Origin of the sequence: Aequitasia blattaphilus (assembly GCF_024721305.1) — a bacterium.
GTDB classification, from domain to species: domain Bacteria; phylum Bacillota; class Clostridia; order Lachnospirales; family Lachnospiraceae; genus Aequitasia; species Aequitasia blattaphila.
On sequence record NZ_JAMXOD010000007.1, the window covers coordinates 35,525 to 47,895 of the forward strand.

The 12,371-nt window shown below is 35.9% G+C and carries 9 protein-coding genes and 1 CRISPR repeat array; all 9 genes read right to left on the minus strand.

Annotation, left to right across the window (positions count from 1 at the left end; genetic code table 11):
* The gene (locus NHH15_RS06345; protein WP_262065821.1) at positions 1 to 975 is read right to left on the minus strand and encodes a hypothetical protein; all 975 of its coding nucleotides are present in this window, start codon (positions 973 to 975) and stop codon (positions 1 to 3) included.
* Positions 972 to 1,685: an RAMP superfamily CRISPR-associated protein gene (locus NHH15_RS06350; protein ID WP_262065822.1), complete on the minus strand. Its 714-nt coding sequence runs from the start codon at positions 1,683 to 1,685 to the stop codon at positions 972 to 974. Before NHH15_RS06350 ends, NHH15_RS06345 begins: the two co-directional genes overlap by 4 nt.
* Positions 1,675 to 3,723: a Cas10/Cmr2 second palm domain-containing protein gene (locus NHH15_RS06355; RefSeq protein ID WP_262065823.1), complete on the minus strand. Its 2,049-nt coding sequence runs from the start codon at positions 3,721 to 3,723 to the stop codon at positions 1,675 to 1,677. The genes NHH15_RS06350 and NHH15_RS06355 overlap by 11 nt, the downstream gene beginning before the upstream one ends.
* A 2-nt stretch (positions 3,724 to 3,725) precedes the next feature.
* The gene (locus NHH15_RS06360) at positions 3,726 to 4,682 is read right to left on the minus strand and encodes a DUF6602 domain-containing protein (RefSeq protein WP_262065824.1); all 957 of its coding nucleotides are present in this window, start codon (positions 4,680 to 4,682) and stop codon (positions 3,726 to 3,728) included.
* A gap of 14 nt (positions 4,683 to 4,696) precedes the next feature.
* The gene (cas6, locus tag NHH15_RS06365; RefSeq protein WP_262065825.1) at positions 4,697 to 5,578 is read right to left on the minus strand and encodes a CRISPR system precrRNA processing endoribonuclease RAMP protein Cas6; all 882 of its coding nucleotides are present in this window, start codon (positions 5,576 to 5,578) and stop codon (positions 4,697 to 4,699) included.
* A gap of 262 nt (positions 5,579 to 5,840) precedes the next feature.
* Entirely contained in the window at positions 5,841 to 6,494 is a 654-nt protein-coding gene (locus tag NHH15_RS06370) for an RloB family protein (protein ID WP_262065826.1), read from the minus strand.
* A gap of 3 nt (positions 6,495 to 6,497) precedes the next feature.
* Complete coding sequence (locus NHH15_RS06375) at positions 6,498 to 7,796, minus strand: AAA family ATPase (RefSeq protein WP_330639160.1); 1,299 nt, start codon at positions 7,794 to 7,796, stop codon at positions 6,498 to 6,500.
* Between the two features lie 272 nt (positions 7,797 to 8,068).
* Positions 8,069 to 8,369: direct repeats of the CRISPR family, unit length 33 nt; unit sequence ACTTCAATCCACATTCCCCATTCGAGGAATGAC.
* A 558-nt stretch (positions 8,370 to 8,927) separates the two neighbouring features.
* Positions 8,928 to 10,121 (minus strand): elongation factor Tu, encoded by a 1,194-nt coding sequence (gene tuf, locus NHH15_RS06380; RefSeq protein ID WP_262065827.1) that lies wholly within the window; start codon positions 10,119 to 10,121, stop codon positions 8,928 to 8,930.
* 119 nt (positions 10,122 to 10,240) lie between these two features.
* Entirely contained in the window at positions 10,241 to 12,358 is a 2,118-nt protein-coding gene (fusA, locus tag NHH15_RS06385; protein WP_262065828.1) for an elongation factor G, read from the minus strand.
* Positions 12,359 to 12,371 lie beyond the last annotated feature (13 nt).

Consider the following 12,371-nt stretch of genomic DNA (forward strand, 5'->3'; position numbering starts at 1 on the left):
TTATACCTCCCCCCTGTTCAGTTTTATTGGCCACAAATAAGCGTTACCAAAAACAATATCTCTGTCCGGATTAGAAGGTGATTCTACGCATTTCCCCGCCACTTTAATGCCTTCTGAGATAGCAATAATACTACCTTCCGATACAAAGCTAATGTAATTAACCATTCTCTGTTTTGAATTCCACCTATTCTCAATATTAAAAGAACATCTTTCCGATGTAAATAACTCTAATGCCGAATCTGTAAACGATATTTTGTCAGGAAGCAGCATTCCCATATTAAGATACATGTTTCCTTTGCTATCTCCTTCTTTTTCTTTATGAAACCCCTGGATTTCATATGTATTCATTCCTTGTGAGGCACGTTTTCCTAAAATCATTATATTATTCATTTCAGACTGTCTCTTTAGCAGCTTGACTAGCTTTTCTGTCTGTTCATTTTCTTCCACTTGCATATAAAAGCAGAATTTTTTGACAGGCGTTTCTTGTGTAACTGTACCATTCTTTTTTACCTCAATCACTTCTGTAACCGGCACTGAATACAATTTACTTTCCAATTCTGGCATATCATATCGAATGCTATCAATTGATGCTCGAAGTTGCTGCCATGTGTCAAACCTTACGTAAGACATTACTTCATCCACTTGTTTCTTACTATTTAATATACTCCCTATGTCCTCTTTTTTAATATACTTCACACGTTTTATCAATTTGTAGTTTTTCTTGTTTTGCAAATCTAGTTTTTGATTTTGTTCTATTAGATATGCTTGAGGTAAAGGTACATAACCATAGGGAATAACATTAGATAAGGAAAAATGTATATTCTTTTCTTTGATTGCTTTAACCATTTGTGTTGCCTCTCTACTACCATACTCCTCTGCAAACATATAAATTAAGGCACCAAAAACCTTTTGTGAATCAGGAAGCTGTGTAATTGCACCTGTTGACATAAGTTCTACAAGATAAGTATTTATCATTCCATTCCCTCCTGTTCTTCGATTATCACCTCTATCCTTCCATAACCACGGCTTTTAGAATTTCCCAGCCGATATACACCCTCATTGAACTTTTTTAGATTCGCAATTATATTTTTTCTACAAATTTGATTTGCACTTTCAGAAAGGGATTCTATTTTATAGAATCGAATCATTCCTTCAAACTCCAGACCGCATCTTGCCACTTTATACGTTCGTGGGTTCGACAATATCTTATTATCCTCATTCTTGATTTCGGCTTTCATGTCAATTGAAAAACATTGCTTTACATTTCGAAAATCATTGCTTAATTTGAAATCATCAAATAGTAATTTGGGAGTATTATTAAAACCTTTCATTCCAAAAATATATTCTGAAAGCGGCATATCCTCATCTAAATATATCTCATACCTCTGCTCTATTCTTTCTAGCTCTTCCTTCTCCACACTATTTCTGATTAAGGCAATATTATCCGTTTTCATTTTTTGTATGTAATCCCTATACAATTTTGCAATCTTTTTTTCATTTTCACTTTGTTCTTGATGAACTATATTTCTGAATGCACCCTTTAGTGTGGATGCCGGAATGTACGGAAATCCCTCTTGATCCACTACTGTCGTTTGATCAATACCACCGATTTCAAACGCGGATGGCGCTCCTCCAATGTATAAATTTGACTGTAACCTGATTTTAATTCTTATGTTATCGCTCATTTTTATTTCCCTCCTTCTTATTATTCCAAAAAGATTTATACTTTATTAACTTATCATTGTATTCATATATCAACATGATTGCATCAACAAAATTTGCATCCCACTTTTTCATGCCATAGGTCAAAAATCCCTCTCTATCAAAATATAATTTATAGGGATTTTTCTCCTCCTCTTCTCCCTGACCATCTATTTCCTTTATGTCTTCTTCCTCTTCATTACTAATTTCTTTTACCTTTTCATCATTTTTCAATCCAATCATATATGCTGCTTTTTCAATTGAAACCTTCTCTATTTTTCGTAAGTTAAAAAACATTGATTTATCAATTGATAAGCATTGCACATACTCTGACTTAATCTTTCTGGTTTTATTAAATGGCACTATTTTGACAAAAATCTCTACAAGCTCTTTTCCGTATTTTGGTATTAACAAATCATGTATATAATGAATAGGTTTCATGAATAATTCCTGTTGGATTTGTTTTTTATTCTCACTTTTTAATTTTATCTTTGTTACTTTACTTTTTTGTATAAGTCCAAATCGTTCGTCAGAAAAAAGTAGCAACAAACGTAAATAACTTTCAAACTGTTGCTTTATTTTTTTATTGCCTAAATGAATTGTTCTCCCTTTTCTACTCCTTGCATCTCTCTTATAGATAAGCTTTATGATTTTCCACTTCAGTAATAACTCCGTTTCATATAATCTAGATTCATTGGTGTTTTGAATCTGCAAGTGATACATTAGCTGAATCATATATTCAAGATTATTAGCCACCTCTTCTTTTGTTATCTTCTGTAATAGACCATAGAAGAAACTGGTTGTCCCGATTTTATCCTTTGTCTCTTCATCTTGCCTTATCTTATCAATCAGATTTAGATCATCCACAAAAAATGACCAGTTTAGGTTATTATCCATAATCCGATTGATTCCTTGCTTTTCTTCTGTTTTTTTCGGACCTAAAAGCTTTTTCTGCTTCTTCACCTGTTCTCGATTAATATCAAAAAATACGATTTTATTAATTGCGATCTTCATATCACAATTCGGTAAAATTTGACTTTCACATTTATCAAGCTCCGCTTGTTTTGCACACGCTAGTTGCTCTTCTACCATATCCAAATAGTACCGGATTGGCTCTTTATTAAATGTTATAGATACACCTACACTCATACTCAATTTTTGTTCTGGACTTACATCTAATTTTTCGTTTATTCTTTCCATTATATCTCGACAAACATCAATTCCTCTAACCAGATTTGGCAGATATACAGCAAAAAACATATCATCACCTGCCATATACAATGGAAATACCCATTCTTTTTGATTCGATGGTGCATGTTCTTCCGCTACCTTATGTAAAAAATCTAGCGACACCCTTTCATTTAGGATAACACTTATATCTTTATATCGCTTATATTTCGTTATCCCTTTAAACATATCTCCCATTCCATCTAAGTCCGCTTTTATAACTGCAATCCTAAAGCGTTTTTTCGCTTCTCCATCTTCACCTGATTCAGAATAGTATAAATCGTTAATTGTTCGTGAAAAATATGGAAATTCCCCTCTATCAACTTCTGACTCATTTGCTTTTTTCCCTTTTTTAAAAGCAAATAACTTATCGCTATTCTTTTCAATAACCTGACTGAATTCTCGATTGCTTTTTAATCGTTTTTTCGCTTCCTGAATTACGTTTATATCTGTCATTTCATTTTTCTCAAAGTAAGTGAAACGGATTTTTTTCTTTCCTTGTGAGCTCTCATAATATTCTGCAAATAATTCATTTAGTTTTTTTTCAATACTTTCTACCGAAATCTCACAACTAAATATGAACACTCCTGAGCAAGCTATCAAAATATCGGCTTCCTTAACTTCAAACTTCTCTTCAATTGCCTTATGAAAATCATTTGATATTTCCTGTGATGCACTCATAATCTGTTTTAGTGTTTTCTCTTCTGTCTGCTTCTCCTGTTCATGTCCTTGAATCACATCAAATAAAACGGTCTGTACTTTATCAATTGATAATGCAACTATTTGTGTTTTCACCATTATTTCTCCTCTCTACATTTATCATTAAACATTTCAGCATACGACTTATTCGGAAATAGGACAGGATTGTTTAAAATAACTAATAGCTGATTCAACTGTAAGTTAAAAGATAATAAACTTATAGGCTCTTTATTTTTGCCTTTATGAACTGTGTACTCATTCAGCTTTATATTTTGTAACACTTCTCCTTCGTCAATTTTCCCTTCATATGCTGCCTCATCTACATGGTTTAAGGATTTATACCAATCCTGAAGATTTTCAAACTCATTCGAAAAAGTTATTTTTAGTCTTCCTTTCTCTGCCTTTTTTCCTTCTATCTTTTTTTCTTTAATTGCTTGTATCGTGATGTCAAAATTCAAACATTCCCTCTCTGTTTTATTTTCACTTTTTATTTCATCTTCAATCTTTATTTTGTCCTCACTCAAATAACATAATATTCTTAACGGTCTTGTTGCTGTTTGTGTTGGCGTCGCTGCAAATCCATCCCCTGTGCGTACAATTTTCGCTGCCATTCGAGCACATGCCTTATTAGCAGTTTTTAATTCTTTGATAGCCATTTCCCATTCCTGCAATACTTTTTTGTTCATAGAAGTACTCTTACACTCTACAACAACGGCTACCGCCTCTATTGGCAAAAACTTTAAATTTTTATACCGAAATATATAAGGGGTAAAATTATTGTCAAAAATAGCCAAGTCTACCTCTTTCGACACCCGCCCTTTCGCATCAATGATAAAAACAGATTGCTCAATTACAAACTTCTTAGGAATGATTTGTTCAAACATCTCTTTCCATATTCCCTCTCTATATGTACCTATTGTCGAGCCGTGTTCTACTTTAAAATAGAGTTCCTTCACTAATGCCTCAGCATTATCCTGATAATTATTTACAATATCTAATATAGTTTTCTTATCTAACTCTTTTTTATTATCTAACTCTTTTTTCTTTTCTGACATTTTTCTTCCTCCTCTTATAAAAATTCCACTTCGATTTTTCCCATCCCAAAAGTTGTATTTCTCCCAATGTGAATAGTTTGTGCTGCATATATCCATGGAACAAAATCATCTAATTTTCCCTCAAACTCAATCATGCCTTGTAAACCACTAAAGTCCATTTTTTGATTCAATCGGTTTGAATATCTGTTCATTTCCTTTAGACGAATTTCCTTCTCTGATATCAATACATCTTTTGCAAGGTTATTCACTCGAATCATTTCGCTTTCATCTATTGTTCCCCCATAACGTCTCGTAAGTGTCTCTATTCTACTCGTTATATTTCTAATAATTGTTGGGAAATCAATATCTAAAAGTAGTTTTCCACCTCTCCGAATTCTGAGAGGTGTTTGTAAATATAATCTCGCCTTTTTCACATGTTTCAAATGTAAGCATGGCAATGATACGCTTTTGGCAGCTAGTTCAATGTATTGTCTGTCTTGCCATATTATTCTTTGTGAACACGGCTGTATAACTTTATCTAACGTAAATTTATATCTTGAGACACCCAAGCCATATAAATCGATTTTTTCTAGTGCCTCTATCAATTCTTTCATATACTTTTTTGCATCACCAAATAGCCTGATTTCAAAAAACAACTGTTCTCCTCTTTTGTACTTAGTTCTTTCTTCTTGACTCGGAACAATAATATAAGGATTAACAATATCTTGCTTATTATCACTTAATTTACGATTTTGATAAATATATTGATATGCTTCTTGGTTTTGATATAGCGCTTGTCCAATGACACCTCTAATAGTAGAACCAAGGTATTCTGGCAAAGTAGCATTTTCCATCGCTACCAAACATACTCTGATGGGTATATATTTCAATTCAAAAATATTTTTGTATGTGTTCAATTTGCAATCACCTCTCCTTCGGGTTATTTTTTTCTTACTATAACACACTTTTTACGATACATCTATAATAATTTATAGTGAGTTCGATTATTATTTTGCTTAACATTTGCCTTCTGCTCCTTAGTTTAGTATACTCTTAATGTCATTCAATTTATGAATGTGGATTTAAATACTATCAATTACTAGTACCAAACAGGCGACAGATTTCTATAGTATAGTTTCTGTCGCATTTCAAATTATTTTCGTAAACAAAAATATCTTATCAATTTGCACCACACTCAATCGCAACTTTTATTTCTCTAATTAAGTCATGAACCGTTGTTGCCGGGTACATCTCCGATGGGAGAGTTTTTCCTTCCCTTATACACTGTTGCAGTTTTAGTTCCGCAAGTCTTATAGCTGCTGGCTCATCACCGTACTTGCATAACCTACTATATATATCACTACTTGTTTTTGAATACGCCTGTCCCGTTGCATGCTTATAAGCCACCCCAAATTTCTCACCACAAGTCCATGACTCATGTATTGCAGGCATTTTTCCCAAGTATGCATATAACCATATCTCAAAGCAAGGATTTGACCAGCCTACCTGTATATCATTGCGGGATGCTTTATCTATAATTCCATCAAAAGTAGGTACTCGGTCTCGGTCAAATACTATCCAAGGAATTCTGTACTGCGAATCATACTCCATCAATTCCAAGCATTTACTAATCATTTTATCTGTGTCCGTTTCAATCACTCGTATTACCAACCTGTCACGTAGCTCCGGTTTAATACTATCGCGAATTCCTTCAAAGTAACACCTTTCTGTACCTTCTGTATCTGTTACAATCAGATAATATCCTAAATTAGGACATCTTTTATTCTTTCTTTTACTTCGAGGCTCACGATTACCTACTCTATCTTTTCGCAATCTCTACCCCTCCCTTACAAGATCCAAGCTCTTCAATGATGGGATTGCACCATACTTACCTGCTAGATAGTTTTTCTCATAGTTCTCATCCTTACGAATCCTAGATCCATCTTCATCGATAAAGTCCGCCAAGGAATAGAGCTCTGAAATACCCTGCTCATTCTTTTCCGTAAACCATATTTCATCTCTTCTCAACAACTGATTTGATAGTTGCCATATATCATGAGAAGTGAAAATCAACTGAGCATGATTCGTATTAATCTTTGGGTCTAAGAATGCCAAAATAAAATTTCTAACCAAAAGAGGATGTAACCTAGCATTTAATTCGTCAACAACAAGTACCCCCCCACTCTCCAAAACTCCTTGTAACTCCTGGTAAAGCGAAAACATTTTCAAGGTTCCCGCTGACTCCATTTGAAGAGGAATCCCTACCATTTCATCAGAATCCACTTTTTTGTGAAGCGTCGCAATGCTGTATGTATCTTTTTTTGATTCACCATCACTCAGACGCTTTTCAACTACAAATCCTTTAATACTATTATCAAATGTCGTTAAGTAATTCACAATACGCTCGCGGACTTTTTTATCATCTACAAACCCACTAGGTAATAGTCTCGAGTGTTTAAGGTCGAATGCCGAATCTCCAAAGTTTGCAAACTCATTCCTTATAAACCACTCTCTTATTATCTTGCATTTCTCAATCTTTAACTTCGCTCCCAAAGATGAAATCAGAGTCTCATCCTCTAATGCAATTTCTATATTATTTCGACTTGCTTGTGGAATTCCCGATAAATCCAAAACTCTCTCTATCTTAGAACGATAGTAAACAGCTTTAAACTTTCGAGCTGTCTTAGCTTTAGAATTAAACCACTCTTCCGTTACACCGTTTATCCCAACACAAAAACCATAGTTATAAGTCTTCTCCGTCTTATCTTCCGGTACGATAAAAAAGACTTCAAAGCTACTCTCTTCGTTTTTAGAGTCTGAGTCGAAAAGAAATGGAAGAGGCGCAAATCGTTCAACCCCACCCTCTTCATCACCATAACTAAAGGAATTGCAAACATACTCTTTCATATATTGAAACGCCTCATATACATTGGTTTTTCCACTTGCATTGGCTCCATAAATAGCCGCAACCGGAAGAATCTTTTCTCCCCCAATCACAACTACACGTTCTGAGTGTTCTGTCATCTTTGCAGATGACAAGTCTAATATTACCTCATCTCTAAATGATTTAAAATTCTTAAATTTAAATTGTATCAGCATAACTCCTACCTCACCTTCTGATTTTGATTGTATCATGATTTTCTCTTATTATCAACGTCAAGGTTCGGTTTTTTCTCATTTAGATGTATTTTATTTTGCGTTATATATCATCCCCTTTTTAGATCTGATGCCTCATCGGAAAATGAGTCATTTTTATAAATACGTCATCCCCTCAACACCTTTTAGAAAGTTGAAGGGCATTGATTAGTTTGAAAAAGAAGCAAAGAATTATTCTTATGCATTTAGGCCATATGTGGCACTCGTAACATAACAACAAATTTCCACACGTCCAAAGACACAATCAATAACTTTCCATCCACATTCCCCATTCGAGGAATGACATTGCCAGAAGTGGAGGAATAGAAGATGGGAATTACTTCAATCCACATTCCCCATTCGAGGAATGACAGCATGACTGGCTGTGTTTCGTGCCATATCAACACTTCAATCCACATTCCCCATTCGAGGAATGACGTGCTGTAGATCGTTTGACAGTAGATGATACAAATACTTCAATCCACATTCCCCATTCGAGGAATGACGTCGGTTTTGCGGTTTTAACCTCGTATAAAGCAGACTTCAATCCACATTCCCCATTCGAGGAATGACCGCAAAATATAGTTATGCAAAATTCTCAAATTCAATATTTTGATATCTGTTATCAAATCAGTAATTCCGTAGAACTAATTATTTTGCTTTTATAATATATTTGTTAACATGTCTAGTGCGAGTCTCCCACAAAATCTTGCACACTTCCGATTCGCACACTTCCATATTATTTCAAATATACTTACCCACTCATTGTATCATATTTTTATTATTTGTACATATAAATATTAATCCGATTCTATTTTTACAAATCCATGTGGGCAAAATATGACTTGATCAATATAAATCACAGAGGAATCATTCGACCAATTTTCTCGCATTGTTTCTTGGGAGTACGAAAAATTATTCCTGATAAGCTTTTCTTTTTCTATCAACACAAGCATCTCAATGCCTAATATTACCTGTATTCTGCACATCTTTATGCTTTATAAAGATTCCTTAACTATATTCACTCACCAGGCGCCTTCAACTCCAACACTTGACATAGAGCCAAAAAATCCGAGAAAACATCTCTGTTTTCTCGGATCATTTTTAAAATTATAAGTAAGTATTCAAGATTTAGTTTTCTACTGTAGCAACTCTTCCTGATCCTACTGTACGTCCACCTTCACGGATAGCGAAACGTAAACCTTGTTCCATAGCGATTGGGTGAATTAATTCTACTGACATTTCAACGTTGTCTCCAGGCATACACATTTCAACACCGTCTGGTAAGTTACAAACACCAGTTACGTCAGTTGTTCTGAAGTAGAATTGTGGTCTATAGTTGTTGAAGAAAGGAGTATGACGTCCACCTTCATCTTTTGTTAATACGTAAACTTGAGCAGTAAACTTTGTGTGGCAAGTTACACTACCTGGTTTAACAAGAACCTGACCTCTTTCGATGTCATCTCTGTTAACTCCACGAAGAAGTGCACCAATGTTATCTCCAGCTTGAGCTTCATCAAGAAGCTTACGGAACATTTCTACTCCAGTTACAACGCTCTTTCTAGATTCTGGTTTAATACCAGCGATTTCGATTTCATCATTTACGTGAAGTGTTCCACGCTCTACTCTACCAGTAGCAACAGTACCACGTCCTGTGATAGAGAAAACATCCTCTACAGGCATCAAGAAAGGTTTGTCTGTTTCACGAACTGGATCTGGGATATAGCTATCTACAGCATCCATAAGTGTCATGATTTTGTCTCCCCACTCAGAAGTAGGATCTTCCAAAGCTTTAAGAGCAGAACCTTGGATAACTGGTGTATCAGAACCTGGGAATTCATATTCGTCAAGAAGTTCTCTGATTTCCATTTCTACTAATTCAAGTAATTCTTCGTCGTCTACCATGTCACATTTGTTCATGAATACAACGATATAAGGTACACCTACCTGACGAGAAAGTAAGATATGCTCTCTAGTTTGAGCCATAACTCCGTCTGTAGCTGCAACAACAAGGATAGCTCCATCCATCTGAGCTGCTCCTGTGATCATGTTCTTAACGTAATCGGCATGTCCTGGGCAGTCAACGTGAGCGTAGTGACGTTTGTCAGTTTCGTACTCAACGTGAGCTGTAGAGATAGTAATACCTCTTTCTCTCTCTTCTGGAGCCTTGTCGATGTTTTCAAAATCTACAGCAGCGTTTCCTGCAACTCTTTCAGAAAGAGTCTTTGTGATAGCAGCTGTTAATGTTGTTTTACCGTGGTCAACGTGACCAATAGTACCAATATTACAATGTGGTTTGTTTCTTTCAAATTTAGCTTTTGCCATTTTGAATTTCCTCCTTATTAAATCGCCTTTTTATCTAGGCATTTCTTTATTTTCGTTACTAGGCTAACTTTGATTATATTTTATAATTCTAAGTTTTTCAAGCCCTTTTTACCATTTACTTAATCGTTCTTTACAGACAAAACTTTTTCCTGTACTGACTTTGGAACTGGTTCATAACTTTCGAAGAACATTGAGTAGTTTCCACGTCCCTGAGTTCTTGATCTCAAGTCTGTTGCATATCCAAACATTTCTGATAATGGAACGAAAGCTCTTACGATTTTTCCGCCACCCAAATCATCCATTCCTTCTACTCTACCACGACGTGAGTTGATATCACCAATGATATCTCCCATGTACTCTTCAGGCATTGTTACTTCAACTTTCATGATTGGTTCAAGAAGTACTGGTGAAGATTTCTTCATCGCATCCTTAAACGCCATAGATCCTGCAATATGGAATGCCATTTCAGATGAATCGACTTCATGGTAAGAACCATCATATACCGTTGCATGAACTCCTACTACTGGGAATCCACCCAAGATACCGGATTGCATAGCTTCTTCGATACCCTGTCCTACAGCTGGGATGTATTCCTTAGGAATCGCTCCACCAACTACAGTAGAATCAAATTTGTAAATTTCTTCGCCGTTAACATCCATAGGCTCGAAACGAACCTTACAGTGTCCGTACTGTCCACGACCACCGGATTGTTTTGCATACTTGCTGTCCACTTCGATTTGCTTTGTGAAAGCTTCCTTGTAAGCAACCTGAGGTGCACCTACATTCGCTTCAACTTTGTACTCACGAAGAAGTCTATCTACGATAATCTCTAGATGAAGCTCACCCATTCCTGCAATAATGGTCTGGCCTGTTTCCGGATCAGTATGAGCTCTAAAGGTTGGATCTTCTTCTGATAATTTTGCTAAAGATTCTCCAAGCTTACCTTGAGATGCTTTTGTTTTTGGTTCAATTGCAAGCTCGATAACTGGTTCTGGGAACTCCATAGACTCAAGAATAACAGGATTCTTTTCATCACAAAGTGTATCACCAGTTCCTGTTAGTTTGAAGCCGATTGCTGCTGCAATGTCTCCTGCGTAAACCTTGTCAAGCTCTTCTCTCTTATTGGCATGCATCTGTAAGATACGTCCAACTCTTTCTTTCTTTCCTTTTGTTGCGTTTAATACATAAGAACCTGAATTTAAAGTTCCTGAGTAAACACGGAAGAAAGCCAGCTTTCCAACAAATGGGTCAGCCATAATCTTAAATGCTAATGCTGAGAATGGTTCCTCATCAGATGAGTGTCTTACCACTTCATTTCCTTCATCATCCGTTCCTTCGATTGGAGGAATGTCGATTGGTGAAGGCATGTACTCAACTACCGCATCCAATAACTTTTGTACCCCTTTGTTTTTGTAAGCAGAACCACAGCAAACAGGAATTGCCTTGTTTTCGCATGTAGCTTTTCTAAGGGCTGCTTTTAATGCATCAACTGAAGGTTCATTTCCCTCCAGGTATTCCATCATTAAATCATCATCTAAATCACAGATTTTCTCAATCAACTCTGCATGATATAACTCAGCATCATCTTTCAAATCATCTGGAACATCGATGATATCTACATCTTCACCTTTATCATCATTAAAGATATAGGCCTTCATTTCCATCAAATCGACGAGACCTTTAAAGTCATCCTCTTTTCCGATCGGAATCTGAAGCATAATTGTATTTTTACCAAGTCTGTCTCTGATTTGCTGAGTAGACCCGTAATAATCTGCACCCATTTTGTCCATCTTATTAATGAACGCCATTCTTGGTACATTGTATGTATCTGCTTGTCTCCAAACGTTTTCTGACTGAGGTTCAACTCCGCCCTTTGCGTCGAAAACACCTACAGCTCCGTCAAGCACACGAAGTGAACGCTCAACCTCTACTGTAAAGTCAACGTGCCCCGGAGTATCAATGATATTGATACGATGAGCTAACGCTCCATCTTTCTGCTTTCCTAATTCATGCAGAGTCCAATGACAAGTTGTGGCTGCAGAAGTGATTGTGATACCTCTTTCCTGCTCCTGTTCCATCCAGTCCATGGTAGCAGTACCTTCATGAGTATCCCCAATCTTATAATTTACACCGGTATAATATAAGATACGCTCTGTAAGCGTTGTCTTACCAGCATCAATATGAGCCATAATACCGATATTTCTTGTTCTTTCCAATGGATATTCTCTTCCAGCCAAGATTTCTTCCTCC

What these genes read in the sequence shown, in the direction of transcription:
- NHH15_RS06350 (WP_262065822.1), bottom strand. Translation starts at nt 1,685, where the DNA reads ATGAGCGATAACATAAGAATTAAAATCAGGTTACAGTCAAATTTATAC.
- NHH15_RS06345 (WP_262065821.1), bottom strand. Translation starts at nt 975, where the DNA reads ATGATAAATACTTATCTTGTAGAACTTATGTCAACAGGTGCAATTACA.
- tuf (WP_262065827.1), bottom strand. Translation starts at nt 10,121, where the DNA reads ATGGCAAAAGCTAAATTTGAAAGAAACAAACCACATTGTAATATTGGT.
- NHH15_RS06375 (WP_330639160.1), bottom strand. Translation starts at nt 7,796, where the DNA reads ATGATACAATCAAAATCAGAAGGTGAGGTAGGAGTTATGCTGATACAA.
- NHH15_RS06360 (WP_262065824.1), bottom strand. Translation starts at nt 4,682, where the DNA reads ATGTCAGAAAAGAAAAAAGAGTTAGATAATAAAAAAGAGTTAGATAAG.